Origin of the sequence: Stappia indica (assembly GCF_001696535.1) — a bacterium.
GTDB classification, from domain to species: Bacteria; Pseudomonadota; Alphaproteobacteria; order Rhizobiales; family Stappiaceae; genus Stappia; species Stappia indica.
The window spans coordinates 695,382-720,778 of record NZ_MBQE01000001.1 but is presented as its reverse complement, the minus strand read 5'-3'; the positions used below and the strand labels follow the sequence as shown (position 1 = coordinate 720,778).

The window sequence follows — 25,397 nt, the reverse complement described above, 5'->3', positions numbered from 1 at the left end:
GGGAGGATGGGATGACGCAATCAGCAGAGAAGGTGCGGCGGTTCGAGCCGCGCGACCCCGACTGGCAGGACCGGGTCGCGGCGAGCTTTGCGCGCCAGGCCTTCATGACCGAAACGCTGGGCGCCACCATCGACCGGCTGGCGCCGGGCGAGGTCGACCTTGCCGTGGCCTTTGCGGGCGGTCTTGTGCAGCAGCACGGCTATTTCCATGCCGGCGTCACCACCACGCTGGCCGATACGGCCGCCGGCTACGCGGCCCTCTCGCTCTATCCGAAGGGCTTCGGCGTTCTGACGACCGAGTTCAAGATGAACCTCTTGAACCCCGGCCGGGGCGCGCGTCTCGTTGCCCGCGGGCGGGTCATCAAGCCGGGTCGCACGCTCACCGTCACCGCGTCCGACGTCTACGGCCAGACGCCGGGCGAGGAGGACATCCACATCGCCACCGGGCTTTTCACCATGATCGCGCTGGAGGGGCTGAATGACTGACGCTGGAGCCGGGCAGACCGTCATCCGCCGGCTGGAGCCGTCCGACCGCGCGGCTTGGGACGGGCTCTGGGCGGCCTATCTCGCCTTCTACAAGCAGGAGCTGCCCGCCGGCGTCACCGATGCCGTCTTCGCGCGGATTTCCGGCGACGGCGCCCATGACGGGCTGGTCGCCGAGCGCGGCGGGCGCCTTGTCGGCTTCGTGCACTATGTGGTGCACGAGACCACCTGGTCCGTCGAGCCGACCTGCTACCTCGAAGACCTTTATGTCGACGAGACCCTGCGCGGCGGCGGCGTCGGGCGCGCGTTGATCGAGGGCGTCTATGCGGCGGCCCGCCGGCGTGGCTGCCGCTCCGTCTACTGGCAGACCCATGACGACAATGCCCGCGCCCGCCGGCTCTATGACCAGGTCGCGGTGCTGAGCCCCTTCGTGCGCTACGACCACGTGTTTTCGCAGGACTGAGGCGCCGCGCGCCGCCTGCCAAATTCCGGAGACAGACCCATGATCCGCAACGACTTCCCCGGCTTCAACTTCAACCTCGGCGACACCGCCGACATGCTGCGCGACAGCGTCCGCTCCTTCTCGCAGGACACCATCGCCCCGCTCGCCGACCGCATCGATCGCGAGGACTGGTTCCCGCGCGAGGAGCTGTGGCCGGCCATGGGCGAACTCGGCCTGCACGGCATCACGGTGGAGGAGGAGTGGGGCGGCTCGGGTCTCGGCTATCTCGAGCATTGCATCGCCATGGAAGAGGTCAGCCGCGCCTCCGCCTCCATCGGCCTGTCCTACGGCGCCCATTCCAATCTCTGCGTCAACCAGCTGCGCCGCTGGGGCACGGATGCACAGAAGCAGCGCTATCTGGCCAAGCTGATCACCGGCGAGCATCTCGGCGCGCTGGCAATGTCGGAGCCGGGCGCCGGTTCCGACGTCGTGTCGATGAAGCTGCGCGCCGACAAGCGCGGCGACCGCTACATCCTCAACGGCACCAAGATGTGGATCACCAACGGTCCGGATGCCGACACGATGATCGTCTATGCCAAGACCGATCCGTCCGCCGGCCCCAAGGGCATTACCGCCTTCCTCATCGAGAAGAACTTCAAGGGCTTCTCCGTCGCCCAGAAGCTCGACAAGCTCGGCATGCGCGGCTCGCTCACCGGCGAGCTGGTGTTCGAGGATTGCGAGGTGCCGGAGGAGAACGTGCTCGGCGAGGTCGGCAAGGGCGTCAACGTGCTGATGTCCGGCCTCGACTACGAGCGCGCGGTGCTGGCGGCCGGCTGTATCGGCATCATGCAGGCGGCGATGGACGTGGTCATTCCCTACATCCACGAGCGCAAGCAGTTCGACCAGCCGATTGGCACCTTCCAGCTCGTCCAGGGCAAGATCGCCGACATGTATGTCTCGATGAACGCCACCCGCGCCTATGTCTATGCGGTGGCCCAGTCCTGCGACCGGGGCGAGACCACGCGCGAGGACGCTGCCGGCGCCATCCTCTACGCGGCGGAGAACGCGACGAAGATCGCCCTCGACGCGATCCAGCTGCTCGGCGGCAACGGCTATATCAACGAATACCCGACCGGCCGGCTGCTGCGCGATGCCAAGCTCTACGAGATCGGCGCCGGCACCTCGGAGATCCGCCGCATGCTGATCGGCCGCGAGATCTTCAACAAGACCGCGTAAGGGCAGGGCGATGCTGCCGCGTCTGGTTGAATGGGCGCGGCAGCTGAAGCGGGACATCGCCGTGCTGGCCATCGCCTTGCGCGATCCGCAGGCGCCGCTGGTCGCCCGGCTTCTCGCCGCCATCGTCGTCGCCTACGCCCTGTCGCCGGTCGACCTCATCCCCGACTTCATTCCGGTTCTCGGACTGCTCGACGATCTGATCCTCGTTCCCGTCGGCCTCTGGCTGGTGCTGCGGCTGATGCCGGACGAGGTGCTCGCCCGCGCCCGCGATCAGGTTGACGATGCCCGGCCGCGCAAGCGCAACTGGATTGCCGGCGCGGTGATCGTCTGTCTGTGGCTCGCCCTGGCGATTTGGGCGGGCCGCCATCTCCTGCTGCTGTTGCGGAGCTAAGGGTCGTCCTGCAGCTGCTGCGGGGCTGGGGAGAGGCCTACAGGTGTTGCGGGGCTGGGCGGCTGCAGCTGCTGCGGGGCTGGGGGAGTCCTGCAGCTGTTGCGGAGCTAGGGGAGTCCTGCAGGTGTTGCGGGGCGGAGGAGAGGGCGCCTCCCTTTCGCCGGGGAGCGAGGCTCTCGCGAAGGCGCTCAGGAACATCCCAACTCCCGCCGTGCGACGAGGCTCATCCTGTCATCCCGGTTTCGGCGGAGCCGAAGACCGGGATCCAGTAACCCCGAACGGTTCGGCTCAAGCCCCGTCGTCGCGGCGCGCGCCCCGCGCCGAAGCCGGGCAGCCGCCCTCGCGCCACCATCCGCCCCGGCGGATACTGGATACCTGCTTGTCGCAGGTATGACAGCCGAGAGTGTGGCTGCGACATGCTCTTCCCCCACGCACCGTCCTCTCGGTTCGTCATCCCGGGCAAGCGAAGCGCGACCCGGGACCGGAGAGCCGAGTGCCTCGCGAAGGCACTCCGGAACACCCCCGCACTCACCACCCATTCCCGCCGAGGGCGCCATTCGTCCTCGCCCGGCGATTGTGCTCTTCGAAGAGGCCACGCAGCGACTCGCCCTGCGGTTGTCGTCAGTCTCGATTGCGCGCGAAGCGGCGTGAAGCCCCTTCTGCAACCTGCCCGGAAACGGGTGCATCGCGGCAATCCTGGCCGCCATTCGGCCGCGATCCGTGGAAAGCCTGCCTGCCAGGTCCGTAAAACTGCGCAAGTTGCGGGCATGTCACGCGAATATCGTGCCGCATCCTTGCCAGCCGTCGTTTTTGACGTGTACTATGATTGTATAAAATCAATGGTTGTATAAACCTTCCGCGATGCCTCGTCAGGCCAACAACCGGGTCACACAATGCCGATAGATCCACAGAATGACCGCTCTGAGGCTGCTCGCTACTGCGCCCAGATCTGCCGCGAGCTGAGGGACCTTGCGTCCAATAACGATATGGAATTCCTTGCATATTTGCTTGAAATGGCGCGGGTCGAGGCCTTCGATCGGCACGCGGAGATGGAGCGCTCGGGAACGGAGAAAGCCGGCAGGCGGTGAGCCGTATCAGAGGTTGTGTTCCAGTTTATATATCTATCGTACAACCCGCGCGCCCTTTCTGGTTGAAATTCTGGTTGTGCTTTGCGGAGGTGCAATCCAAACTCGTTTTGGCTCTTGCGGAATGAATGCCGAAGCTGCGGGGCGAAACGCAGACGCCGGCAATCGGACCGCTGAGGGCGGGGGGAGCATGCGCGGCGCATGGCGGCGGCGTTGCTCTCCCCCGGGGCCGGGTTTCGTGGCCAGTTTTCGCGGGCCTTTCCTCGGGACACTCCCTCGCGCCGGCATTCGCCGGGTGTCCGTCCGCCGCTGCCCGCGTCCTGGTCAGCGCCCGTCGATCAGGCTGATGCGTTGGCCGCGATGGCGCTCCAGCCGTCCGGCAAGCTCCAGTTCCAGCAGGATCACGTGGACGATGCGCGCCGGAAGGCCGGTGTAACGGATCAGCTCGTCGACCTCGACCGGCGCTGCTCCCAGCGCGGACAGCACGCGGCCGCGCTCGCTGTCGTCCACCTCGGGCGGCCGGACGGGACCGCCGCCTGCGCCCGGCTCCTCGATGTCGAGACCCGGCGCCTCTTCGGCGATGCGCCGTGGCCCCAGGCTTTCCAGCACGTCGGCGCCGCTCGTCACCAGCGTTGCACCGTCGCGTATCAGCCGGTTGCCGCCTTCCGAGCGCGGATCGAGCGGCGAGCCGGGCACCACGAAGACCTCGCGGTTCTGCTCGGCGGCAAAGCGCGCGGTGTGCAGCGAGCCGGAGCCGCGCGCCGCCTCGATCAGCACCGTTGCCAGCGACATGCCGGAGATCAGCCGGTTGCGGCGGGGGAAGTCGCGGGCCCGCGGCTTCCAGCCGAAGGGCATCTCGCTGACGATGGCGCCGCCCCGGGCGGCGATCTCGTGATAGAGCTCGCGGTTTTCCGGCGGGTAGATGATGTCGACGCCGCCGGCCAGCACCGCGGCGGTTCCCTCCGCCAGGGCGGCCCGGTGCGCCGCTGCATCGATGCCGCGCGCCAGCCCCGAGACCACGGTGTAGCCGCGCGCCGACAGGTCGCCGGCGATCTCGGTCGCGATCTTCTGTCCGGCGAGCGAGGCATTGCGCGCGCCGACCATGGCGATGGCGGCGCTGTCGGCCAGCCGGTCGTCGGAGCCGAGCACGGAGATCAGCGGCGGCGCGCCGTCGACATGGCGCAGCAGGGGCGGGTAGCCGTATTCGCCGAGCGCCCGCAGGTGTCCGCCGATCCGCGCCAGCGCCTCGATCTCGCGCTCCGCGTCGGCCTGCGAGGCGATGCGAATGGTGCGCTTGCCGCCGCGGCGGGAGAGTTCGGGCAGGGCGGCGAGCGCCGCCTCGGCCGAGCCGGTGTGGTTGATCAGTTCGCGGAAGGTGACCGGGCCGACATTCTCGGAGCGGATCAGGCGCAGCCAGGCCAGGCGCTGGCGGTCGGAGAGGGCGCGACCGCGCCCGGTCGCGCCTGAACTCATCCCTTCTGGCCGATCCGGCCTTCGGTGCCCTTGAGCAGGCGGCCGATATTCTCGTGATGCTTGGCCCACAGGATGACCGAAAGCAGCGCCATCAGCTCGGCGACCTGCGCCCGGTCGAAGACGAACCACAGCAGCACCGGGGTGGCAAGGCTCGCCACCAGGGCAGAGGCGGAGGAGTAGCGCGTCACGAAGGCGACCGCGACCCAGATCGCGGCGAAGGCGAGCGCCGCCGGCCAGTAGAGGCCAAGCAGGATGCCGAGATAGGTGGCAACGCCCTTGCCGCCGCGAAAGCGCAGCCAGACCGGAAAGATATGGCCGATGAAGGCGCCGAAGGCGGCGATCACCGCCGGGTCCGGTCCGCCGTAGCGGCTGGCCACCAGCACGGCCACCGTGCCCTTCAGCATGTCGCCGAGGAGGGTGAGGGCGGCCAAGTGCTTCTTGCCGGTGCGCAGCACGTTGGTGGTGCCGATATTGCCGGAGCCGATCTTGCGGATGTCGCCCTGGCCCGCCAGCCGCGTGATGATCAGCCCGAACGGAATCGAGCCCAGCAGATAGCCGAAAACGAGCGCAGTCAGGTAGTAGGGCCAGGCAAGGGCCCAGCTGATCGGATCGGGCAACGTGCAGCCTCCGGTTGCGGCGACGATGTAACTCTAGAACATCGGATCGAAAAGGGAAATCCGGTTTTCCGCAGCGTTTCTCGCGGGTCTCAGGGCGTCACGATCCGTCCGGCGACGATGGTGTGCAGCACCTCGCCGGAGAAGCGCGCGTCCTCGAACGGGGTGTTCTTGGAGCGCGACTTCAGCCGCGTCTTGTCCAGCACCCAGGGCCGGTCGGGATCGAACACCACCACGTCGGCCGGGGCGCCTGCCGCAAGGCGCCCGGCATCGAGGCCCAGCCGGCGGGCCGGGTTGCAGGTCATCGCCGCGAGCAGGGTGGCAAGGCCGATCTCGCCGGAATGGACGAGGCGCAGGCCGGCGGCCAGCAGCGTTTCCAGGCCGATGGCGCCGTCGGCGGCCTCGGCGAAGGGATGGCGCTTGGTCTCCACGTCCTGCGGGTCGTGGCCCGAGACGATCACGTCGATGGTGCCGTCGGCGAGCGCTGCGATCATCGCCTGGCGTTCGTCTTCCGAGCGCAGCGGCGGCGACATCTTGAAGAAGGTCCGGTAGGGGCCGATGTCGTTCTCGTTCAGCGTCAGGTGGTTGACGGTGATGCCGCAGGTGACGTCGAGCCCGTCCGCCTTGGCCCGGGCGACCGCCTTGGTGCTCTCGGCACAGGAGATCGACTGCGCATGGTAGCGCCCGCGCGTCAGCGCGGCGAGCCGCAGGTCGCGCTCGACCATGATGATCTCGGCCTCGCGGGGGCTTGCCGGCAGGCCCTTCCAGCTCGCCGACAGGCTCTCGTTGATGACGCCGGAGCCCGACAGCGCCGGATCCTCGGTGTGGTGCACGACGAGCGCGCCGAAGTCGCGGGCATAGGTCATCAGCCGGCGCATGATGCCGGCATGGGTGACCGAGCGGTGGCCGTTGGAGAAGGCGACGGCGCCGGCTTCCTGCAGCAGGCCGATCTCGCTCATTTCCTCGCCAGCCAGGTGCTTGGTCAGCGCGGCGAAGGGATGGACATTGACGCAGGCCGTGTCGCGGGCGCGGCGCAGCACGAAGTCGACAAGCGCCGGGTCGTCGATCACCGGGTCCGTGTCGGGGGAGGTGACGATGGTGGTGACGCCGCCGGCCGCTGCCGCCTGGCTGGCGCTGGCCAGCGTCTCGCGGTGCTCGGCGCCGGGCTCGCCCACTGTGACGCCCATGTCGACGAGGCCGGGGGCGACCACCGCGCCGGCAACGTCGATCACCTCAGTTCCCTCGGGTGCGCCCTGGTTCTGCGCCGCCGGTCCTGCGGCGGTGATGCGTCCGTTCTCGATCAGCACGCTGCCGGGCGCGTCGAGGCCGCTTGCCGGGTCGATCACCCGGGCATTCGTGAGGAGGATCGGGCTCTGCGGGTTTGCCATGGCCGGGCTCCTCACTTGTTCGGCAGATGGGCGGCGAGCGCCTCGAGGACGGCCATGCGCACGGCAACGCCCATCTCGACCTGCTCGCGGATCAGGCTTTGCGGCCCGTCGGCGATTTCCGGATCGATCTCCACGCCCCGGTTCATCGGGCCGGGATGCATCACCAGCGCGTCCTCTGCGGCCTCCGCCAGCTTGTCGCGGTCGAGGCCGTAATAGCGGAAATACTCGCGCACGGAGGGGATGAAGGCGCCCTGCATGCGCTCGCGCTGCAGGCGCAGCATCATCACGATGTCGGCGCCGGCCAGCCCCTTGCGCATGTCCTGGAACACTTCGACGCCCATCTGGGCGATGCCGTTCGGCAGCAGCGTCGAGGGGGCGACGATGCGCACCCGCGCGCCGAGCGCGTTGAGCAGGATGATGTTGGAGCGGGCGACGCGCGAATGCAGGATGTCGCCGCAGATCGCCACCGTCAGCCCGGCGATGCTGCCCTTGTGGCGGCGGATGGTCAGCGCGTCCAGCAGCGCCTGGGTCGGGTGCTCGTGCGCGCCGTCGCCGGCATTGACCACCGAGCAGCCGACCTTCTGCGCCAGCAGGTGCACCGCGCCGGCGGCGTGGTGGCGCACGACGATGATGTCGGGATGCATGGCGTTCAGCGTTGCCGCCGTGTCGATCAGCGTCTCGCCCTTCTTCACCGAGGACGAGGCGACCGACATGTTCATGACGTCGGCCCCGAGCCGTTTGCCGGCGATCTCGAACGAGGACTGGGTCCGCGTCGAGGCCTCGAAGAACAGGTTGATCTGGGTCCGGCCGCGCAGAACGGCCTTTTTCTTCTCGACCTGCCGGCTGATTTCGACGGCGGCTTCCGCCTGGTCGAGCAGCGCGACGATCTCGTTGGGCTGCAGGCCCTCGATGCCGAGGAGGTGACGGTGCGGATAAAGCTCCGCGAGGGGGGGATGATGAGCGCTCATTAAAGCCAACCCTATAGGTGCTTCCTTGGCCCGGCTCAAGCGCGGCGAGGGGTTCTCCACCGGCGGTGGCCATCGAGCCGAATTCAGGTGCATGAGCACGGCGAGCGCAGAAAGCCGCGCCAGATGGCCGTGAGAGCGTGTTTGCCTAGTCGCCCGAATCTGAAGTTCGTCGACGTCCGCGGCATGCTCTGAACGAACTTCAGATTCAAAGGGGTGACTAGCAAGTTTATGTTTCTAGTGTGGTTTTCGAATTTGAAATACGCTCTGAGTGTGCTGCAAGAACAAGGCGTATTTCAAATTCACCACACTAGTGAGCGAGCAGCAGGGCCAGCGGCATGGTGACAGCCGCCAGCACAGTCTGCATGGTCAGGATCTCGGCCATCAGCGGCGCATCGCCCCCCATCTGGCGGGCAAGCAGGTAGGAGTTGCCGGCGGACGGCACGGACATGGCGATGATCACCGCCGAAAGCGCCGGCCCGTCCAGCCCGAGCAGCAGGGCGAAGAGGAAGCCGAAGACCGGCATCACCGCCAGCTTCAGCACGGTTGCGGTGGCGAGCGCCGGGCCGGGGCGGCGCAGGGCGGCAAGGTTCAGCCCGGCGCCGACGCAGACGATGCCGATGGGCAGCGCCGCATTGCCGAGGATCTGCAGCGTCGAATCGGCGAAGCGCGGCAGCGGCACGCCGATGACGTTGAGCACCAGCCCGAGGGCGGTCGACCAGATCAGCGGGTTTTTCGCCAGATCCAGCGCGATGCGGCCGGCACCCGGCTGCGTGCCGCTGGCGAAGCGTGCCAGCACCAGCACGTTGATGATGTTGAGCAGCGGGATCATCGCCACCACCGCCACCGCCAGCAGCGCGACGCCCTCGCGGCCCAGCAGCTCGTCGGCGATGGCCAGGGCGACGAAGGTGTTCCAGCGGGTCGCGCCCTGAAAGATTGAGCTGAAGCGCGGCCCGTCGACGCCGAATCGCGTCTTCAGAAGCGGCTGCAGCGCCAGCGCCAGCGCCGACATGGCGAAGATCGACAGGACCAGCGCCGCGCTCATGCCCAGGGCCGGGATCGCCATGAAGTCGGTCTGCACGACCGTGCGGATGATCAGCGCCGGGAACAGCAGGAAATAGGCGATCTTCTCGATGCCGCGCCACTGGTCGCCGGTGATCAGGCCCATGCGTGCGACGATGTTGCCGGCGGCGATCACCAGCAGCACCGGAATCAGCGCGTTGAAGACGCCGTTCATGGCTGCCCGTCGTCGCGGTCGTCGTAGGGCCTCTCGTTCTGCTGGTCGAGGCTGCCATAGGTGAGGCGGTCGAGCAGGCCCTGCAGGATGTAGGAGGCGGCCATCTTGTCGACCAGCTCGGCCCGGCGGGCGCGGGAGCGGTCGGCGTCGATCAGCGTGCGGGTGACGGCGGCCGTCGACAGGCGCTCGTCCCAGGCGGTCATCGGCATGTCGGTCAGCGCCGCGAGATTGCGGGCAAAGGCGCGGGTCGCCTGCACGCGCGGGCCTTCGGTTCCGTCCATGTTCAGCGGCAGGCCGAGCACCAGTCCGCGAACCTCGTGCTTGGCGCAGATGGCGAGCAGCGCGGCCGCATCGACGCCGAATTTCTTGCGGCGGATCGTCTCCAGCGGCGAGGCGATGCCGCGGCCGAGATCGGACAGCGCAAGCCCGATGGTCTTGGTGCCCAGATCGAGACCGATCAGGCGTCCGATACGGGGAAGGCGCGCTGCAAAGTCTTCCAGCGCAAGGAGAGGGTCGCTCGACATCCTGCGGCTTTAGCACGGCGCGCGAGGGGCGAACAGCTCCGGGATTGCCGTTTGCCGTCAGGTGGCTAGATTTCAGCGGGACAGTTGACACACCGTTTCCGCTTCAAGGAAGGCAGCCATCATGAAGCTCACCTATCTCGGCCACGCCGCGTTCCGCGTCGAAATTCCCGGCGCGACCATCCTCATCGACCCGTTCCTGAGCGGCAATCCGTCCTTCCCGTCCGACATGAGCGTCGAGAAGGCCAGCGAGGGCGTCACGCACATCCTGCTCACCCACGGCCATGACGACCATACCGGCGACACCATCGCCATCGCCAAGGCGACCGGCGCCCAGGTCACGGCGAATTTCGAGGTCTCCATGTGGGTCCAGTCGCAGGGCCATGAGAACATCAACCCGATGGGTTGCGGCGGCACGGTCGATGTCGGCCCGTTCGCGGTCTCGCTCACCCAGGCGCACCACACCTCGTCCTCGCTCGCCGGCGGCTGGCCGCCGGTCTATATGGGCCAGCCGAACGGCCTGATCGTGCGGGCCAAGGACCAGCCGACGCTCTACCACATGGGCGACACCGACATTTTCGGCGACATGGCGCTGGTCAACGAGCTCTACGCGCCGAAGGTCGGTATCGTGCCCATCGGCGACCGCTTCACCATGGGTGCGCGCACGGCCGCGCTCGCCTGCCGCCGCTTCTTCGACTTCGACACGGTCATCCCCTGCCACTTCGGCACGTTCCCGATTCTCGACCAGTCGGCGGATGCCTTCGTCCGGGAAATGGGCGACCAGGGCTCGCGCGTGAAGGTCACCGCCCCCGGCGCCTCGCTGGAGGTCTGAGGGGGGGGGAGGCTTTCGCCTCCTGCCTCGCCAACGGCGCCTCTGGTTCCCGGCTCTCCGGCTTCGCCTGCGGCGGGGATGACCTTCGAGAGGGCACGCTGGTCGCGCCTCAAGCACCCGTCTCCCCCCCTTGAGGGGGAGATGTCGGCACAGCCGACAGAGGGGGGTAAGCAGCACCCGCGCTTGAGCGCAGCCCTCTCCCTTCGTCATCCCGGACGGCGCGCAAGCGCCGAGCCGGGACCGGCGAGCCGAGTGCCTGTCGACAGCCTCCCGGCGGACACCGTAAACGCCGTGCCTCTCCGGTTCCGGGTCGCGCTTCGCTTGCCCGGAATGACGCGTGGGGAGGTTGGAGCGATGACCCGTTGACGCGCCCCCCAACCACAGGATGTCATCCCGGTTTCGGCGCAGCCGAAGACCGGGAACCAGTAACCCCGGGTCGTGCGGCCGGAACTCCGGCATTGCCTCTCGCGAGCCATGCCGAGGCTGCGGGGCGGCTTACACGCCACCATCCGCCCCGGCGGATACTGGATGCCTGCCTTCGCAGGCATGACAGCCGAGAGGGTGGCGAACGGCTCTCTCCTTCGCATCTGCTGCCCGCCAACCTCTCGTGCGTCATCCCGGACGGTGCGTCAGCGCCGAGCCGGGACCGGCGAGCCGAGGCCTGTCGGTTAGCTCTCCGTCGTAATTCGCGCGGGCCTAATTCGCGCGGGTTTTCTGGATTTCGCAATCGGATGGCGGGGACGGTCCCCAGAACCCGTAGTCGAGCCAGCAAGACATGACGATGTCCGGGCGGTTCTCGATTTCCAGCTTCATGAAGATGTCGTGGTGAACGAGCTTGCAGGTTCCGGATGCGGTCCTGTCGGCGCGATCCGGCATCGCGTTGACCATCTCGCCGCAGCGGGCTTCGGCAATCTCCACACTGGCCCGGTAGAGCTTCTTCTGAAAAACGGAAAACCCTGAAATAAGGCCCAGGGTCAGCAGGGCTATGACGATGTTCTTGAGCAACGGCCTCTCCGTGCCTGAAAAATACTGACGGCTCGCAATATGCTCTCGATGATCTCGATCATCATTGTGATCGCAGTACGGCAGAGGCGTTCCCGGCGGATACCGCAAACGCCGCGCCTCTTCGGTTCCGGCTCGCGCTTCGCTTGGCCGAAATGACGCATGGGGAGGTTGGAGCGAAAGACACCTGCCGAGGTTGCCAATGGGGCCCGGCTCTCCGGCTGCGCCTGCGGCGGGGATGACCTCCGAGAGGGGGCGCCGGTCGCGCCTTATGCACCTGTCTCCCCCTTGAGGGGGAGATGTCGGCGAAGCCGACAGAGGGGGGTAGGCAGCGCCCGCGATAGAGCCAAGCGCCGCTTCCACACACTTCCGTCATGCCGGACCGCGGGGCGCGCCAGCGCCATCGCGAGATCCGGTATCCAGACATCAGCCGCGGGCGTGAGCCCGCGTCCTGAAGAGGCGTTCTGACGACTGGACAGATGGAGAATGTTCTCGTAATGTTCTCATCGATCCAGAACAGGTGCCGCCATGACGATTGCCCTTCAGCTTCGCTCCCGCCTTCGCGTTTCGCCGTTTCGCAGCCGGCTCGACGACTATCTGGTATCGCTGGCGCGCGGCGATCTTCTCGGCGCGGCGCGGGCGCATTTCGCCCCTGATATTCGCCTGTTCGACAATGGCGCGGCGGCGGCCGAGGGGCTGGAGGCCGTCCTGCGCAAGCTGCAGCCGGTCGCCCGCCGCTTCACCATGCTGCGCGGCACGGTCGACGGGCTCGTCTGCGACCGGGCGGGCGAGACGGCGGAGTTCTCCTGCCGCTTCGACGGGGTCGAGGTCGACGGCCGCTTCTTCCGCGAGACGGTGTCCTTCCGCCAGCGCTGGCATCTCGGCCGTATCATTGAGGAGGAGCAGTGGCGCGGCGCGGCGGCCTTCGCCCACACCTCCACCTATGCCTCATCCGGCGCGCATGTGGCTGCTGCGCAGGGCGCCGCCGCCTGATCGTGCTGCCCTTGCGCGTATTGAAGCGCAGGTGAGGGCGGACCGCGCGGGCTTCGGCTTGCGGGGCGAAGGATGCGGATGATATAGCCCGGTCAAGCGGGTGCGGCCCGCCGGCCGTTCGGGCCGGCCGGGCTTGCCGGCGTTGCGGCGTGTCCTTTCCATCTCCTTTTCATCCGGAGGAAGGGGCGTTCGCGAGGCCCGCACCTTTCACGGCCTGATCTTGTTGGAGAATTCGCATGTCCGTCGATGTCGATACGGTGAAGCGCGTCGCCCATCTGGCGCGCGTCAAGGTCACGGACGATGAGGCCAGCCGGATGACCGGCGAGCTGAACACGATCCTGGCCTTCGTCGAGCAGCTCGACGAGGTGAACGTGGACGGCGTCGAGCCGCTGACCTCCGTCGTCCATCAGGAAATGAAGAAGCGCGCCGACGTCGTCAGCGATGGCGGCTATCCGGAAAAGGTTGTGGCCAACGCCCCGGCCTCCGACGACAATTTCTTCATGGTCCCCAAGGTGGTGGAATAAGCCTGTCTGAGCGGGCGGGCTTCGAGAGCTCGCCCGACGACGACATGCGGACGCTGCCCCGTCGCACTTGACGCGGGCCGCGCGGAGCGCGAGACAGGCGCTGACAAAACAGGCGCGAACGATCAGGCGCGCGAGGGACGGCCGGGCGCCGTCCGACCCAGACCACCAGCGAGATCCAGTCCGAGCGAGACCCCGATGACCGAGCTGACCAAACTGACCCTGACGGAGGCCCGCGCGCGGCTCGCCGCCCGCGAGATCACCGCGAGCGAGCTGACGACGGCCTATCTTTTGGCCATCGAGGCGGCCAATCCGGCGATCAACGCCTATGTCGCGGTCACCGCCGACCGGGCGCTCGAAATGGCCAAGCGCTCCGACGAGCGGCTGGCACGCGGCGAGGGCGGGGCGCTGGAGGGCATCCCGCTCGGCGTCAAGGACCTGTTCGCCACCGAGGGCGTCCACACCCAGGCCTGCAGCCACATTCTCGACGGGTTCAAGCCGCCGTACGAATCGACCGTGACGGCGAACCTTTGGGCCGACGGCGCGGTGATGCTGGGCAAGCTCAACATGGACGAGTTCGCCATGGGCTCGTCCAACGAGACCTCCCATTACGGCAACGTGGTCAATCCCTGGCGCCGCGAGGGCTCCACCGAGGCGCTGGTTCCCGGCGGTTCGTCGGGCGGCTCGGCCGCTGCGGTCGCGGCCTTCATGTGCGCCGGCGCCACGGCGACCGACACCGGCGGCTCGATCCGCCAGCCCGCCGCGCTCACCGGCACGGTCGGCATGAAGCCGACCTATGGCCGCTGCTCGCGCTGGGGCGTCGTCGCCTATGCTTCCTCGCTCGACCAGGCCGGCCCGATCACCCGCACCCTGCGCGACAACGCCATCATGATGCGCTCGATGGCGTCGGTCGACGCCAAGGACACGACCTCGGTCGACCTGCCGGTGCCGGATTACGAGGCGGCCATCGGCCGTTCGGTCAAGGGCCTGCGGATCGGCATTCCGGCCGAGTACCGGGTCGACGGCCTGCCGGCGGAGATCGACGCGCTCTGGCAGCAGGGCATCGACTGGCTGAAGGCGGCGGGCGCGGAGATTGTCGAGATCAGCCTGCCGCACACCAAGTATGCGCTGCCGGCCTATTACATCGTCGCTCCGGCCGAGGCGTCCTCGAACCTCGCCCGCTACGACGGCGTGCGCTACGGCTTGCGCGTGCCGGGCGAGGATATCGCCGACATGTACGAGAACACCCGGGCCGCCGGCTTCGGCTCCGAGGTGAAGCGCCGCATCCTGATCGGCACCTATGTGCTGTCGGCCGGCTATTACGACGCCTACTACCTGCGGGCCCAGAAGGTCCGCACTTTGATCAAGCGCGATTTTGACGAGGCGTTCAATGCGGGCGTCGACGCCATCCTGACACCGGCAACGCCGGACGCGGCCTTCGCGCCGGGCGCCTTCAGCGGCGATCCGGTGCAGATGTACCTCAACGACGTCTTCACCGTGACCGTGAATATGGCCGGCCTGCCGGGTCTGGCTGTCCCCGCCGGGCTGAACAGCGCCGGTCTGCCGCTCGGCCTGCAGCTGATCGGTCGTCCCTTCGGCGAGGAGACGCTCTACACCCTCGGCAATGTCATCGAGGAGGCTGCCGGCCGCTTCGAGCCGGGCAAGTGGTGGTAAGACTGTTTCGAGAGGGTTTGCGCAAATTTTCGCGATTTTGACGCGGGATTTTGCAAAATCCGTCTCAATTTTTGCAAGCAAGGCGCCCGGCGGTAACCCGTTCGGGCGCCTTGCTTTTTTGTGCTCGGTCCATGCGATTTCGCGACAAGCGCGTCACAGCTTGTAGGCGGTGCGGAAGCCGCCCCAGTGGCGGCCGGCCACGGTGATGGGCGCGTCGATCTCGCGCATCCAGATGATCGTGCCGTTGCCCATGTCGCGGGGATAGGTCTGCACCAGGAAGGGGCGGGTGTTGCGCGCCGCGCTCAGTCCCGCGCGGTCGTCGAAGATCCGCCGGTTGCGGCAATTGGCGGCGTTCCACGCCGGATCGTCGGGGCGCTGCGGCTGGGAATAGACCGCATTGTGCACCGGCAGATAGGCGTTGCGGTCGACGGCGACGCAGAAGACGAGGCCGGTGCCCTTGGCACGGGTCAGGATATCCTCCTGGATCGGCGGCAGGATGCGCTCCAGCACGGTAAGGGCGCGGTTCGAGACCTGGCGGGGATTGGTGCCGGAAATCGGCTGGTAATCCGTGTCGAACAGCGCCTCCAGCGTCAGCTTGCCGGAGGATATGGCCGCCTCCATCGCCTCGATGACGCGGTGCGCGCCGTCCTGCGCGCGCTCGATGGAGGGGGCGAGTTCTCCCCGCACGCGCGCAAGCAGATCGGCAAGGCGCGCGGTGAAAGTCTCGTCCGGCGTGTCGAAGGCGCAGTGCATGCCGAGATCCGAGGCGGCGACAACCTGCAGGTCGGTGCGGCCGAGGCCGGACAGCTCGACCGTGGCGGGCCCGCTCGTTGCGCGCGCCTCGCCCTCCTGCGGGACAAGCAGCGCGCCGCCCGTGGACAGATCCAGCGTCTTGATGCGGATGCTGCGGCCGGCCTGGGTGAGGGTGCCGGTCAGTTCCGCCGGCAGCCGGTCGTCGCGGCGGCGGTCGCCGATCGCCGTCTGGCGGATCATCATCGTGAACCGGCCGCTCAGACTATTCCCCAGGGCCAGCATGGAGCGGGAGGCTTCGCCGGCGGCCTCGCCGGCGCGCTCGGCGCTGTCGGTGGCCTGTGCGATGGTCGAGACCTTCTCGGTCACGGCCCGCACGAAATCGGCGGTTTCCCGCGCCGTTTCGCCGACCGAGCGCGAGGTTTCCATCTGCTGGCCGACGGCCTCGGCGACGGCGGCGAAACTCGGCAGGATCTCGCCGATGACGCCGATGATGCGGTCGACCGCACGGATACTCCCCTCCGCCGAGGTCTGCAGGCGAGCGATGTTGGCGACGATCTCGTCGGTGGCGTTCTGCGTCTCCACCGACAGCGCCTTCACCTCGTTGGCAACGACGGCAAATCCCCGCCCGGCCTCGCCGGCGCGGGCCGCCTCGATGGTGGCATTGAGGGCGAGCAAGTTGGTCTGCTTGGCGACGTCGGAGATCAGGCGGACCACGTTGGCGATGTCGTCGATGGCGCTTTTCAGCTCCTGGATACCGGTGTTCGCCGTGTCCGCGACTTCGCGCGCTTCCTCGGCCAGACGCGAGGAATTCCGCACCTGTCCGTCGATTTCGTTGCTCGCCGCGACCAGTTGCTCGACCGAGGCGGAGAGCTGCTGCGCGGTTTCGTCGGCGTGGCGCGTCTCGCTGTGCAGAGCCTGGGAGTGGCCGCGGATATCCGACAGCAGCAGCAACTGCTCGCCGACGCGGGCGCGCAGGTTTTCCGCGCTCGTGCCGATGCTGCTGGCGGCGGTGCGCAGGTCCGACTCGATGAGATCGAGCGTCAGGGCGGTCTGCTGGTCGCGGGCGAGCGACAGAGAGGCGCCGGAAGATCTGTCCCCGTCGGCCGGTGCCTCGGGCTTGTCCTGTCCTGAAGTGGTCTCAGTCTTTAAAATATCGGATATTTCAATGGTTTTCCGACGCGAGGCCGCAAACAGGCGCATGACAAGATCTCCGATACGTTCCCGCCCTCGATGCGTTATCCGCAAAATTGTTGTGCGGAAGACTGACACGTTTGCTTGAACTGTTGGTTAACGCTGCGGGAAGTGGTGTGCATTTCGCCATGCCCTTAAAACGTGTTGCCGCCGCAGGCCCCGCGTCCGCCTTCGGGTGCCGCTGGTTCTTTGCCTTGCGCGGATCCCATGCTAAACCCGCCCCACACCGGCGGACGGCCGCACTGAGGATAGGGGCGGGCCGGATGCGACAGCCGCATCTGCGGCGCGAGGGCGACGAACGGGACGCAATGAGCGAAGAGCTGAAGCGAAAGGCCGCCGAGGCGGCGCTGGAAGAAGTGACGTCGGGCATGCGGCTCGGCATCGGCACCGGGTCGACGGCGGAACAGTTTGTCCGCGCGCTGGCGGAGAAGGTCCGCGAGGGTTTCTCGGTGATCGGCGTGCCGACGTCGGAGCGCACCGCGGCGCTGTGCACCGAGCTCGGCGTGCCGCTGACCACGCTGGAAGCCTGCCCGGAACTGGATCTCACCATCGACGGGGCGGACGAGCTGGACCCGCAGCTTCGCCTGATCAAGGGCGGCGGCGGTGCCTTGCTGCGCGAGAAGATCGTCGCCACCGCGTCGCTGCGCATGATCGTCATCGCCGATGCCAGCAAGAAGGTGGCGCGGCTCGGCGCCTTCCCGCTGCCGGTCGAGGTCGTGCCCTTCGGTCTCGGCGCCACGCGCAATGCCATTGCCCGTGCTCTCGCCGATCTGGGTTACGATGCGCCGATCCTGCTGCGCGGCGGCGATACGCCCTTTGTCACCGACGGCGGTCACCATATTCTCGACATCGATTTGCGCGAGATCACCGATGCGGATGCCCTGTCGCGGGCGCTGCTCGATATCCCGGGGGTGGTGGACCACGGACTCTTTCTCGGCATCGCAGATGTCGCCTATCTGGCCGGGGCGAATGGCGTCGAACGCCTTGTCCCCGCAGCCGGCGAGGAAAACTGACCTTCAAGGAACAGCCCGGCCGAAGCGGCCGGGAGCCCGATCACTTGCTCATGGAGTACCCGATGTTTCTTTTCAGCCGGAAGTCCGCGATGGCCGCAGCCACGGCGGCGGCGATGGTTCTCTCGTTCGCCCAGGCGGCAACCGCCCAGGAAACCTTCTCCGACGAACAGATCGCTGCAGCGCGCGAGGCCGTTCAGTCGTCGCAGGCGATCCGCGCGTTCGATGACGTGCTGCCGCTGATGGCCGAGCGTACCCGCGGCCTGTTCATCCAGAACGATCCGGCCAACACGGCGATGATCGACGAGGTTGTCACCGATGTGGCGCTGAAGCTCGCCGACCGTCGTCCGGAGCTGAACCGCGTCGTCTACGAGGTGTGGGCCCGCCGTTTCACCGTCGAGGAGCTGAAGCAGCTTGCGGACTTCTACAAGACCCCGCTCGGCCAGAAGTACTCCCGCGTCGAGCCGGAGCTGCGCGCGCTGTCGATCGGCGCTGCCAAGCAGTGGGGCGATGCGATCTCGACCGAGATGGTGACCCTGGTGCGCGAGGAACTGACCAAGCGCCAGGACGCCCAGCAGACCCAGCCGACGGAAGCTCCGGCTCAGTAAGCCTGAGCCGGCGACAGCCCGGCCGGACCTCTTCCGGCCGGGGCCATGCCGTCCGAGGCAGGGCGCGGGTCATCAGGGACGACGGGTCCGGCCGTCCGGTCGCGGCTCCTCCAAAACGCTAAGGGCCGAAAGGGCGCCAGGCATGAGCGATTTCGACTTCGACCTGTTCGTCATCGGCGGCGGCTCGGGCGGCGTGCGTGCTGCCCGCATCGCGGCCACCCATGGCGCGCGCGTCGGCATTGCCGAGGAATACCGCTACGGCGGCACCTGCGTTATCCGCGGCTGCGTGCCCAAGAAGCTGATGGTCTACGCCTCGCGCTTCTCGGAGGAATTCGAGGATGCGGCCGGCTTCGGCTGGCAGGTCGGCGAGAGCAGCTTCGACTGGGAGCGGCTGATCGATGCCAAGGACCGGGAGATCGCCCGGCTCGAGGGGATATATCGCCGCAACCTGGAGCGCTCGGGCGTCGAACTGTTCGACACGCGGGCCGTGCTGGAAGATGCCCACACGGTGCATCTCCTGACCGACGGTCGCCGGATCCGCGCCGAGCGGATCCTGATCGCGGTCGGTGCGACGCCGAATGTCGACGCCACCCTGCCGGGTGGCGAGCATGTCATCACCTCCAACGAAGTCTTCCATCTGGCCGACCTGCCCAAGCGGGTGATCGTGGCCGGCGGCGGGTATATCGCGGTCGAGTTCGCGGGGATTTTCGCCGGGCTCGGTGCGGAGACGACGCTGATCTATCGCGGCGAGGAGGTTCTTCGCGGTTTCGACGACGATCTGCGCCAGGTCCTGCACGAGGAAATGGAGAAGAAGGGCATCCGCGTCCTGTGCGGCGATGTCTTCTCCTCTATCGAGAAGACCGAGGACGGGCTGATCGGCCATACCCGCAAGGGCGAGGCGCTGCACGCGGACAAGATCATGTTCGCGATCGGCCGGCGGCCGAACACGGCCGGCCTCGGTCTCGAGGCGGCGGGGGTAGAGCTGGCCTCGTCCGGCGCGATCATCGTCGACGAGGCCTCGCAGACCAACGTGCCCTCGATCTACGCGGTGGGAGATGTCACCGACCGGGTGAACCTGACGCCGGTTGCGATCCGCGAGGGCCATGCCTTCGCCGACAGCGTCTATGGCGGCAAGCAGTGGTCGGCCGATCACTCGATGATCCCGACGGCCGTGTTCTCCCAGCCGGAGATCGGCACGGTCGGCCTGACCCAAGCCGAGGCGCTGGAGAAATACGGCGCCGTCGACGTCTACAAGGCGCATTTCCGCCCGATGAAGCACACCCTGTCGGGCCGCGACGAGAAGATGCTGATGAAGGTGCTGGTCGAGCCCGAGAGCGACAAGGTGCTCGGCGTGCATATCCTCGGCCACGACGCAGGCGAACTGGTGCAGGTGCTGGGCATCGCGCTGCGGATGGGCGCCACCAAGGCCGACTTCGATGCGACGATGGCGGTGCATCCGACGGCGGCCGAGGAATTGGTGACGATGCGCGAGCCGACCGAGCGTCTGCGCGCCTGACCGGCTCCTATCGAGCTTTCGAAATGAAAACGGGGAGGCGATTGCCTCCCCGTTTTTGTTGGTGTTTTCGCGTTTTCGGCAATCCGTGTAGCGCCGTCAGTTGGCGGCGCGGCGCCAGCCGAGCGCCAGCAGGCCGGCCCCGATCATCAAGGTGCCGCCGGTGCGATTGATCCAGCGCCGCACGGAGGGGCGGCGGATGCGCGAGCGCACCATCGAGGCCATCAGCCCGTAGGCCCCGGCATTGAGCGCGGCGAGGATAACGAAGGTCGTCTCCAGGATCATTGCCTGCTGCAGGAGCGGGCGCGCCGGATCGATGAACATCGGCAGGAAGGCGATGAAGAAGACGATGCTCTTGGGGTTGAGCGCCGTCACCGCATAGGCGTGCAGGCCAATCCGCAGCATCGGCGCGCGCGCCGGGACAGACGCAGTGGCGGCACTGCCATCCGCCATTTCCTGCGGGGCCTCGTCGGCGACCGGTGCGCGCCAGACCTTGATGCCCAGCCAGATCAGATACATGGCGCCGATCCACTTCAGCACCGTGAACAGGGTCGCGGAGGTCGCGAGCAGCGCGCCGAGACCGAGCAGCGATGCGGTCATGGCGGTGAGATCGCCGAGCGCGACGCCGATGACGGTCGCGGAGGCGACGGTCCGGCCGTGGGCCAGCGCATAGGAGACGACCAGCAGGATCGTCGGGCCGGGGATAGCCAGCATCACAAAGGACGCGGCGGAAAAGGCGAGCCAGGTTTCGAAAGACATGGAAAACACTCCGGCAGGAAGGCTTCAAACCTGCCCAGCAATCCACAACCGCCGGCGTTTGGAAAGGGGGAAAACCCCGTATCGGAACTGCCGCAGCGGCACTGTGCGGTGCGGCGGCGGCAGTCCTCTTTCAGCGGTTGTCGAGTTGCGAGCGAACCCTCAAGAGCCCGAGCCGCGTGATGCGGTAGGGGCCGGAATCGGCGGAGGCGATCAGCCTGCGCCGCTTCAGCTTGCGGAAGAGTTCGAGCGTCAGTGCCGTATTGTGCCAGCCTTCGCGCGTGACGATGGCGAGGTCTTCCACGCGGCCGCGCTCGTCCTTCTCGACGAGCACATGACCGCCTTGAGCGAGCAGGTGGAGGACCCGCTGCTCGGCCTTGGAGATGTCCATTTCGGTGATAATTCCGGAGATGCAGTTCCAGCGCGCACGTCACCGCCGCCCGCAACGCAAGCGGTCGTGCGTGGGTTTGTTGCCCGGTCTGTTCTCGATGGACCGGGCTTTACCGGGTCTCGAGCTGGCTGCGCATAAACTCTCCGAAGTTGACGGGGACAAGATAGGCACCGGCCGCCATCCCTACAAGACGGTTCGGGCGCTCGCTCGCGCGGCACCCCGCCGGCGTTGCACAAATGCCGCGGCTCCCGCCCGCGCGATTGCGGTTCCCTTTTTCGGCGGGCGATCCTACAACAGCGGCATGACACCGTCCGAATCCCTGCCGCTGCTTTTCGGCCTTGCGGGCCTTCTCAATCCCTTCGCGCTGCTGATCGGCGCCGCGCTCGGCTGGTATGCCGATGCGCGCGCCAAGCTGGTGATCGCGGGCTTTGCCGCCGCGGCCCTGAGCGTCCTGATCGACGTCTCGCTGGCGGCGAGCGGTGTGCCGGCCATCGGCGGCTACGAGGGCGGCCCGCTGGCCGTCATGCCGTTCCGCTTCCTCGGGGCGCTGATCGTCGCCGCGCTGGTCCACGCGATCCGCAAGCGCTCGCGCCGCAACCGCCGCTAGGCCGCGGCCATGTCCCCCACCGTCCTGTCTTATGTCGCGCTCGCCGTGGCGATCGTGCTGGAGGTGATCGGCACGACGGCGCTGCAGCAGTCGCAGCAGTTCACCCGCGCGCTGCCCACCGCCGTGATGGCGGTCTGCTATCTCGCCGCCTTCTACTTCCTGTCGGTGGCGCTGCGCACGTTCCCGGTCGGCGTTGCCTATGCCATGTGGAGCGGGCTCGGCATCGTGCTGATCTCGGCGGTCGGCTATTTCGTCTTCCGCCAGACGCTGGACCTTGCCGCGATCATCGGCCTGGGGCTGATCATCGCCGGCGTCCTCGTCGTCAACGTTTTCTCAGGCGCCGTCCGGCACTAAGTCTTCACACCTTAGGCTTTTGCCTGGCCTGTCCAGGCGGCGAAGAGATCGCCGTTGGGACAGAAATCGGGGGCGTGCGCCGCGCCGTCCTCATGCGCATCCAGCCAGGTGCCGCACTCCTCGGGCCGCTCGCAGCCGAGGCAGCGCGAGGCGGCCTTGCGCATGGCGGTTTCCAGCATCATGCCGCTCGGCATCGCGTCGTCCGCACCGACCGTGCGCATCATCCGCCCCATCAGTCCGGCGCGTTCGTCGAGGCGCTTCATCAGTCCCATGGCCATCGTCCTTGCTGTCGCGGTGCCGGCATGGCGCCCGCCTGTTGGTGAAGACTATGATGGTTGCGTCTGAAACCATTTGACGGAGATCAAACGCCGGAGACGGAACGCGCGGCAGGATCGGGGAAATTGCCGGAGAATCTGCTAGGCTCGGCTGCTGCCGGCGGTTGGCGGCACGGCGAGGCCCCGCGCATGATCTCTCGTGTGAATTCCCCGTCCCAGGGCAACCAGACCGGCGTCGTTGCCGTGCGGCCGGTCAGCCGCGTGCCGATGCTCAATGTCGGCGATGCCATTGCCGTGCGCGTGGCGAAGCATCTGACGGACAATGTCATGCGTCTCGTCGGCGGCGGAGCAGGCGGGGCCGGGTTCCAGCTCGATGTCGAGGGGCAGGAGATGCTGCCGCTGGGCAGCCGCGCGACGCTCAGCGTCGAGCGCGGCCCCGACGGCCCGCGCTATCAGGTCAGCGCCGCGCCGCAGAACGCCGCCCAAACGCCAGGGCAGGGCGCCCCTGCCTCGGCCGTCGGCGAGACGGCCGCGCTGGCGCGCATCGCCTCGCTCGCCACCTCCCTTGCCGCCCGCCAGGACGGGCTGTCGCCGCTCTATGCCGGCCTTGCCGCGACGCTGGCCGCAGCTCCTGCCGGCGCAGCGGGCACCATGCTGCCGCCGGCGGTGACGAGCGCGCTGGCGGGCCTCCTCGGCTTCCGGCTCGATCCGACGGCAAGCCGGGAAGGGCGGCTGGACGGTCCCGCGCTCAAGGCCGCGCTGGAGGGTCTGACCGGACGCGGCGCGGCGGGCGCAGCGGGGACAAGCCTCGACGATGCCTTGAGCGAGCTCTTGAGCGTGCTGAAGGGCGCGGCCGGAGGGCGCGAGGCGCCGGCCCGGCAGGCGACCCCGCCGCCGCTGCCGGGGATCTCCCGTCATCCGCGCGGGGAAAAGCCGGCCCGCGCCAGCAGCGAGCTGGTCTCCGCGCTTCTGGCGCGAGACGCAGAAGAGGCCGCCGCCATCCTTGCCGCCAAGACCGATGCGGCGCTGGCGCGGCTGCGGCTCGCCTCGCTGGCCTCGCGCGGGTTGCTGGCCGACGGCGAAGGGGCCAGCGACGCGGCCCTGTTCGACCGGACAATCGACCTGCCGCTGGTGGTTGGCGGGCAGACCGCAGTGATTTCGCTGCAGATCGGCCGCGACGACACGCCCGGCCACGAGGGGGAGGGCGCCCATCCCGCCTGGCGGCTGCGCTTTGCGCTCGACACGGAGGCGACCGGCGCGGTGGAAGCGCTGGTCGGGCTCGACGGTCCCCGCCTGTTCGCCAGCCTGTGGGCCGTGCGCCCGGACATCGCCGCAGACCTTCGCGAGCGGCTGCCGCGCCTTGCCGCAACGCTTGCCGAACAGGGGCTGGAGGTGGTCGACCTCAAGGTGACCGGCGGGCTGCCGGACGATCCGCCGGCGCCCTCGGGCCAGTTCGTGGACGTGGTCTCGTGAGCGCGGACGAAGACCCGCGCCGCCGGCTGGCGGTGGCGCTTCACTACGACCATGCCGGCGCGCCGCGCGTCACCGCCAAGGGGCGGGGCGTTTTGGCCGCCCGCATCCTGGAGCTTGCGGCCGAACACGGCGTGCCGGTCGAAGAGGACGCGGCCCTTGCCGAGGCCCTGTCGCAGATCGAACTCGACCGGGAAATCCCGATAGAGCTTTACGAGGCGGTCGCCGCCGTGCTGCGCTTCATCCTGATGGCCCGGCCCCGCTGAAGGGCCGCTGAAGGGAAGGCGAGCCGACGGCAGACGGACGGTGTGTCGCGGTCCGTGCCGGCGATTTGACTTGCCAAACGCGGGCCGAAATGGGAGGTCCTCCCGTCGGCTGGCCGCTCTCGCATCCTTGCGCGAACGGACGGCCTTGCAGGCGGGTGGTTGTTACCTCATCTCCTCCATCGGGGGGCTCGCTCCCGGATTGGATAGCCATTGCAGAACACCGACTGCCGCCCGGCGGAAAAGCCGCGCTCCTGGAACGCCTCGCTCGCCAAGTATCGCCAGCCGAACACGGCGCGCAGCGTCTTCGAGATCATCGCCAGCCTCTTGCCCTTCGCGGCCCTGTGGGCGGCGGCGGCGCTGCTGGTGAATCACGGCCAGTGGTGGGGCCTCGTCCTGACCGTGCCGGCCGCCGGCCTGCTCGTGCGCCTGTTCATGCTGCAGCACGATTGCGGGCACGGATCGCTGTTCTCGCGGCGCGGGCTCAACGACTGGACGGGCCGCGCGCTCGGCGTCCTGACCTTCACGCCCTACGATTACTGGCGGCGGAGCCATGCGATCCACCACGCCTCGACCGGCAATCTCGACCAGCGCGGCATCGGCGACATCGACACGCTGACGGTCAGGGAGTACCAGGCGCTGCCCTGGACCGGGCGGCTGCGCTACCGCCTCTACCGGCATCCGCTGGTGATGTTCGGGTTGGGGCCCGCATGGCTGTTCGTGTGCCAGTACCGCCTGCCGGTCGGCATGATGCGCGGCGGGTTGGAACCCTGGGTCTCGACCCTTGCCACAAACCTGTGCATCGCCGCCATGGCCGCATTGCTGATCTGGGCGGCCGGGCTCGAAACCTTCCTGATGGTGCAGGGGCTGATCATCCTGATGGCGGCGACCGCCGGCGTCTGGCTGTTCTACGTCCAGCACCAGTTCGAGGAAACCCACTGGTCGGGCAGCGGCGAGTGGAACTTCCAGACCGCAGCGCTGGAAGGCAGCTCGCATTACGACCTGCCGCCGATCCTGCAGTGGTTCACCGGCAATATCGGCATCCACCACGTGCATCACCTGTCCAGCAAGATCCCGTTCTATCGCCTCAGCGAGGTGATGCGCGACTTCCCCGAACTGCGCGACATGAACCGCATCACCCTGCGCCAGAGCTTCGGCTGCGTGAAGCTCGTCCTGTGGGACGAGGACACCCGCCGGCTGGTTACATTCCGCCAGGCCCGCACGGCCAGCGCTGCGGCCTGAGGGGGCGGAGCTTCAATCCGCTCCCGCCGACGTTCTACGTTTCATTCTGAGGGCGCAGGGCACGCTTAGCGGAGTGGCGGATGGCCGCCGACTTGCGCTAGTCTTGGG

The 25,397-nt window shown here is 67.9% G+C and carries 27 protein-coding genes; 16 read left to right on the top strand and 11 right to left on the bottom strand.

Annotated elements, in window-relative coordinates; translation table 11 throughout:
• Window positions 1-11 precede the first annotated feature (11 nt).
• Genes BBX35_RS03325 through BBX35_RS03310 form a run of 4 tightly spaced genes read left to right on the top strand, consistent with a single transcriptional unit; the run spans window position 12 to window position 2,551 of the window.
• Window positions 12-485 (top strand): PaaI family thioesterase, encoded by a 474-nt coding sequence (locus tag BBX35_RS03325; RefSeq protein WP_067215986.1) that lies wholly within the window; start codon window positions 12-14, stop codon window positions 483-485.
• Entirely contained in the window at window positions 478-945 is a 468-nt protein-coding gene (locus tag BBX35_RS03320) for a GNAT family N-acetyltransferase (protein WP_067215983.1), read from the top strand. Before BBX35_RS03325 ends, BBX35_RS03320 begins: the two co-directional genes overlap by 8 nt.
• A gap of 39 nt (window positions 946-984) precedes the next feature.
• Window positions 985-2,160 carry an isovaleryl-CoA dehydrogenase gene (locus BBX35_RS03315; protein ID WP_067215982.1) on the top strand — a complete coding sequence of 392 codons (1,176 nt, stop codon included), beginning with the start codon at window positions 985-987 and terminating at the stop codon, window positions 2,158-2,160.
• Window positions 2,161-2,170: 10 nt separating this feature from the next.
• Window positions 2,171-2,551, top strand: coding sequence for a YkvA family protein (locus BBX35_RS03310; RefSeq protein WP_067215979.1), 381 nt, complete (start codon window positions 2,171-2,173; stop codon window positions 2,549-2,551).
• Window positions 2,552-3,960: 1,409 nt separating this feature from the next.
• Here BBX35_RS03310 and dprA read toward each other — a convergent pair.
• The 6 genes from dprA to ruvX form a co-directional block, all read right to left on the bottom strand.
• Window positions 3,961-5,109: a DNA-processing protein DprA gene (gene dprA, locus BBX35_RS03300; protein WP_067215974.1), complete on the bottom strand. Its 1,149-nt coding sequence runs from the start codon at window positions 5,107-5,109 to the stop codon at window positions 3,961-3,963.
• Window positions 5,106-5,726: a glycerol-3-phosphate 1-O-acyltransferase PlsY gene (gene plsY, locus BBX35_RS03295; protein ID WP_067215971.1), complete on the bottom strand. Its 621-nt coding sequence runs from the start codon at window positions 5,724-5,726 to the stop codon at window positions 5,106-5,108. The genes dprA and plsY overlap by 4 nt, the downstream gene beginning before the upstream one ends.
• Before the next feature lie 89 nt (window positions 5,727-5,815).
• Window positions 5,816-7,111, bottom strand: coding sequence for a dihydroorotase (locus BBX35_RS03290; protein ID WP_067215969.1), 1,296 nt, complete (start codon window positions 7,109-7,111; stop codon window positions 5,816-5,818).
• A gap of 11 nt (window positions 7,112-7,122) precedes the next feature.
• On the bottom strand, window positions 7,123-8,079 hold the full coding sequence (locus BBX35_RS03285) for an aspartate carbamoyltransferase catalytic subunit (RefSeq protein WP_067215967.1): 957 nt from the start codon (window positions 8,077-8,079) through the stop codon (window positions 7,123-7,125).
• A 307-nt stretch (window positions 8,080-8,386) separates the two neighbouring features.
• The gene (locus BBX35_RS03280) at window positions 8,387-9,313 is read right to left on the bottom strand and encodes an AEC family transporter (protein ID WP_067215964.1); all 927 of its coding nucleotides are present in this window, start codon (window positions 9,311-9,313) and stop codon (window positions 8,387-8,389) included.
• Window positions 9,310-9,837: a Holliday junction resolvase RuvX gene (ruvX, locus tag BBX35_RS03275; protein ID WP_067215962.1), complete on the bottom strand. Its 528-nt coding sequence runs from the start codon at window positions 9,835-9,837 to the stop codon at window positions 9,310-9,312. The genes BBX35_RS03280 and ruvX overlap by 4 nt, the downstream gene beginning before the upstream one ends.
• A gap of 121 nt (window positions 9,838-9,958) precedes the next feature.
• On the opposite strand from ruvX, the gene BBX35_RS03270 reads away from it, so the two are divergent.
• A complete protein-coding gene (locus tag BBX35_RS03270) occupies window positions 9,959-10,666 on the top strand; it encodes a metal-dependent hydrolase (RefSeq protein ID WP_067215960.1) in 708 nt (235 codons plus the stop codon).
• 696 nt (window positions 10,667-11,362) lie between these two features.
• On the opposite strand, the gene BBX35_RS03265 is transcribed toward BBX35_RS03270, so the two are convergent.
• Window positions 11,363-11,671 (bottom strand): hypothetical protein, encoded by a 309-nt coding sequence (locus tag BBX35_RS03265; RefSeq protein WP_067215958.1) that lies wholly within the window; start codon window positions 11,669-11,671, stop codon window positions 11,363-11,365.
• Between the two features lie 525 nt (window positions 11,672-12,196).
• Here BBX35_RS03265 and BBX35_RS03260 point away from each other — a divergent pair.
• From BBX35_RS03260 to gatA, 3 genes are all read left to right on the top strand, one after another.
• Window positions 12,197-12,661: a hypothetical protein gene (locus BBX35_RS03260; RefSeq protein ID WP_067215955.1), complete on the top strand. Its 465-nt coding sequence runs from the start codon at window positions 12,197-12,199 to the stop codon at window positions 12,659-12,661.
• A 236-nt stretch (window positions 12,662-12,897) separates the two neighbouring features.
• Window positions 12,898-13,185 carry an Asp-tRNA(Asn)/Glu-tRNA(Gln) amidotransferase subunit GatC gene (gene gatC, locus BBX35_RS03255; protein ID WP_067215953.1) on the top strand — a complete coding sequence of 96 codons (288 nt, stop codon included), beginning with the start codon at window positions 12,898-12,900 and terminating at the stop codon, window positions 13,183-13,185.
• Between the two features lie 195 nt (window positions 13,186-13,380).
• Window positions 13,381-14,856 carry an Asp-tRNA(Asn)/Glu-tRNA(Gln) amidotransferase subunit GatA gene (gene gatA, locus BBX35_RS03250; protein WP_067215950.1) on the top strand — a complete coding sequence of 492 codons (1,476 nt, stop codon included), beginning with the start codon at window positions 13,381-13,383 and terminating at the stop codon, window positions 14,854-14,856.
• A gap of 153 nt (window positions 14,857-15,009) precedes the next feature.
• On the opposite strand, the gene BBX35_RS03245 is transcribed toward gatA, so the two are convergent.
• Window positions 15,010-16,809, bottom strand: coding sequence for a methyl-accepting chemotaxis protein (locus BBX35_RS03245; RefSeq protein WP_083205999.1), 1,800 nt, complete (start codon window positions 16,807-16,809; stop codon window positions 15,010-15,012).
• Window positions 16,810-17,108: 299 nt separating this feature from the next.
• Here BBX35_RS03245 and rpiA point away from each other — a divergent pair, with 299 nt between their 5' ends.
• From rpiA to gor, 3 genes are all read left to right on the top strand, one after another.
• Entirely contained in the window at window positions 17,109-17,813 is a 705-nt protein-coding gene (rpiA, locus tag BBX35_RS03240) for a ribose-5-phosphate isomerase RpiA (RefSeq protein WP_067218142.1), read from the top strand.
• Window positions 17,814-17,902: 89 nt separating this feature from the next.
• Window positions 17,903-18,418 carry a DUF2059 domain-containing protein gene (locus BBX35_RS03235; RefSeq protein WP_067218139.1) on the top strand — a complete coding sequence of 172 codons (516 nt, stop codon included), beginning with the start codon at window positions 17,903-17,905 and terminating at the stop codon, window positions 18,416-18,418.
• Between the two features lie 142 nt (window positions 18,419-18,560).
• Window positions 18,561-19,934 carry a glutathione-disulfide reductase gene (gene gor, locus BBX35_RS03230; RefSeq protein WP_067215947.1) on the top strand — a complete coding sequence of 458 codons (1,374 nt, stop codon included), beginning with the start codon at window positions 18,561-18,563 and terminating at the stop codon, window positions 19,932-19,934.
• A 96-nt stretch (window positions 19,935-20,030) separates the two neighbouring features.
• Here the strand turns inward: gor and BBX35_RS03225 are convergent, their stop codons facing one another.
• Entirely contained in the window at window positions 20,031-20,690 is a 660-nt protein-coding gene (locus BBX35_RS03225; protein ID WP_067215944.1) for a LysE family translocator, read from the bottom strand.
• 130 nt (window positions 20,691-20,820) lie between these two features.
• Window positions 20,821-21,078, bottom strand: a complete 258-nt coding sequence (locus tag BBX35_RS03220) for a YjhX family toxin (protein ID WP_067215942.1) — start codon at window positions 21,076-21,078, stop codon at window positions 20,821-20,823.
• A 301-nt stretch (window positions 21,079-21,379) separates the two neighbouring features.
• On the opposite strand from BBX35_RS03220, the gene BBX35_RS03215 reads away from it, so the two are divergent.
• Complete coding sequence (locus BBX35_RS03215; RefSeq protein WP_067215939.1) at window positions 21,380-21,685, top strand: hypothetical protein; 306 nt, start codon at window positions 21,380-21,382, stop codon at window positions 21,683-21,685.
• A gap of 9 nt (window positions 21,686-21,694) precedes the next feature.
• On the top strand, window positions 21,695-22,039 hold the full coding sequence (locus tag BBX35_RS03210; protein ID WP_067215937.1) for a DMT family transporter: 345 nt from the start codon (window positions 21,695-21,697) through the stop codon (window positions 22,037-22,039).
• 11 nt (window positions 22,040-22,050) lie between these two features.
• Here the strand turns inward: BBX35_RS03210 and BBX35_RS03205 are convergent, their stop codons facing one another.
• Window positions 22,051-22,311, bottom strand: a complete 261-nt coding sequence (locus BBX35_RS03205; RefSeq protein ID WP_083205997.1) for a DUF6455 family protein — start codon at window positions 22,309-22,311, stop codon at window positions 22,051-22,053.
• 192 nt (window positions 22,312-22,503) lie between these two features.
• On the opposite strand from BBX35_RS03205, the gene fliK reads away from it, so the two are divergent.
• From fliK to BBX35_RS03190, 3 genes are all read left to right on the top strand, one after another.
• Window positions 22,504-23,787 carry a flagellar hook-length control protein FliK gene (gene fliK, locus BBX35_RS03200; RefSeq protein ID WP_141687804.1) on the top strand — a complete coding sequence of 428 codons (1,284 nt, stop codon included), beginning with the start codon at window positions 22,504-22,506 and terminating at the stop codon, window positions 23,785-23,787.
• Window positions 23,784-24,050 carry an EscU/YscU/HrcU family type III secretion system export apparatus switch protein gene (locus tag BBX35_RS03195; RefSeq protein WP_067215933.1) on the top strand — a complete coding sequence of 89 codons (267 nt, stop codon included), beginning with the start codon at window positions 23,784-23,786 and terminating at the stop codon, window positions 24,048-24,050. Before fliK ends, BBX35_RS03195 begins: the two co-directional genes overlap by 4 nt.
• Before the next feature lie 210 nt (window positions 24,051-24,260).
• Window positions 24,261-25,289, top strand: a complete 1,029-nt coding sequence (locus BBX35_RS03190; protein WP_067215930.1) for a fatty acid desaturase — start codon at window positions 24,261-24,263, stop codon at window positions 25,287-25,289.
• The last annotated feature ends 108 nt before the right edge of the window (window positions 25,290-25,397 follow it).

Coding starts and splice junctions, on each gene's coding strand:
- BBX35_RS03325 (WP_067215986.1), top strand. CDS start 12: ATGACGCAATCAGCAGAGAAGGTGCGGCGGTTCGAGCCGCGCGACCCC.
- BBX35_RS03320 (WP_067215983.1), top strand. CDS start 478: ATGACTGACGCTGGAGCCGGGCAGACCGTCATCCGCCGGCTGGAGCCG.
- BBX35_RS03315 (WP_067215982.1), top strand. CDS start 985: ATGATCCGCAACGACTTCCCCGGCTTCAACTTCAACCTCGGCGACACC.
- BBX35_RS03310 (WP_067215979.1), top strand. CDS start 2,171: ATGCTGCCGCGTCTGGTTGAATGGGCGCGGCAGCTGAAGCGGGACATC.
- dprA (WP_067215974.1), bottom strand. CDS start 5,109: ATGAGTTCAGGCGCGACCGGGCGCGGTCGCGCCCTCTCCGACCGCCAG.
- BBX35_RS03290 (WP_067215969.1), bottom strand. CDS start 7,111: ATGGCAAACCCGCAGAGCCCGATCCTCCTCACGAATGCCCGGGTGATC.
- BBX35_RS03285 (WP_067215967.1), bottom strand. CDS start 8,079: ATGAGCGCTCATCATCCCCCCCTCGCGGAGCTTTATCCGCACCGTCAC.
- BBX35_RS03280 (WP_067215964.1), bottom strand. CDS start 9,313: ATGAACGGCGTCTTCAACGCGCTGATTCCGGTGCTGCTGGTGATCGCC.
- ruvX (WP_067215962.1), bottom strand. CDS start 9,837: ATGTCGAGCGACCCTCTCCTTGCGCTGGAAGACTTTGCAGCGCGCCTT.
- BBX35_RS03270 (WP_067215960.1), top strand. CDS start 9,959: ATGAAGCTCACCTATCTCGGCCACGCCGCGTTCCGCGTCGAAATTCCC.
- BBX35_RS03260 (WP_067215955.1), top strand. CDS start 12,197: ATGACGATTGCCCTTCAGCTTCGCTCCCGCCTTCGCGTTTCGCCGTTT.
- gatC (WP_067215953.1), top strand. CDS start 12,898: ATGTCCGTCGATGTCGATACGGTGAAGCGCGTCGCCCATCTGGCGCGC.
- gatA (WP_067215950.1), top strand. CDS start 13,381: ATGACCGAGCTGACCAAACTGACCCTGACGGAGGCCCGCGCGCGGCTC.
- BBX35_RS03245 (WP_083205999.1), bottom strand. CDS start 16,809: ATGCGCCTGTTTGCGGCCTCGCGTCGGAAAACCATTGAAATATCCGAT.
- rpiA (WP_067218142.1), top strand. CDS start 17,109: ATGAGCGAAGAGCTGAAGCGAAAGGCCGCCGAGGCGGCGCTGGAAGAA.
- BBX35_RS03235 (WP_067218139.1), top strand. CDS start 17,903: ATGGCCGCAGCCACGGCGGCGGCGATGGTTCTCTCGTTCGCCCAGGCG.
- gor (WP_067215947.1), top strand. CDS start 18,561: ATGAGCGATTTCGACTTCGACCTGTTCGTCATCGGCGGCGGCTCGGGC.
- BBX35_RS03225 (WP_067215944.1), bottom strand. CDS start 20,690: ATGTCTTTCGAAACCTGGCTCGCCTTTTCCGCCGCGTCCTTTGTGATG.
- BBX35_RS03220 (WP_067215942.1), bottom strand. CDS start 21,078: ATGGACATCTCCAAGGCCGAGCAGCGGGTCCTCCACCTGCTCGCTCAA.
- BBX35_RS03215 (WP_067215939.1), top strand. CDS start 21,380: ATGACACCGTCCGAATCCCTGCCGCTGCTTTTCGGCCTTGCGGGCCTT.
- BBX35_RS03210 (WP_067215937.1), top strand. CDS start 21,695: ATGTCCCCCACCGTCCTGTCTTATGTCGCGCTCGCCGTGGCGATCGTG.
- BBX35_RS03205 (WP_083205997.1), bottom strand. CDS start 22,311: ATGGGACTGATGAAGCGCCTCGACGAACGCGCCGGACTGATGGGGCGG.
- fliK (WP_141687804.1), top strand. CDS start 22,504: ATGATCTCTCGTGTGAATTCCCCGTCCCAGGGCAACCAGACCGGCGTC.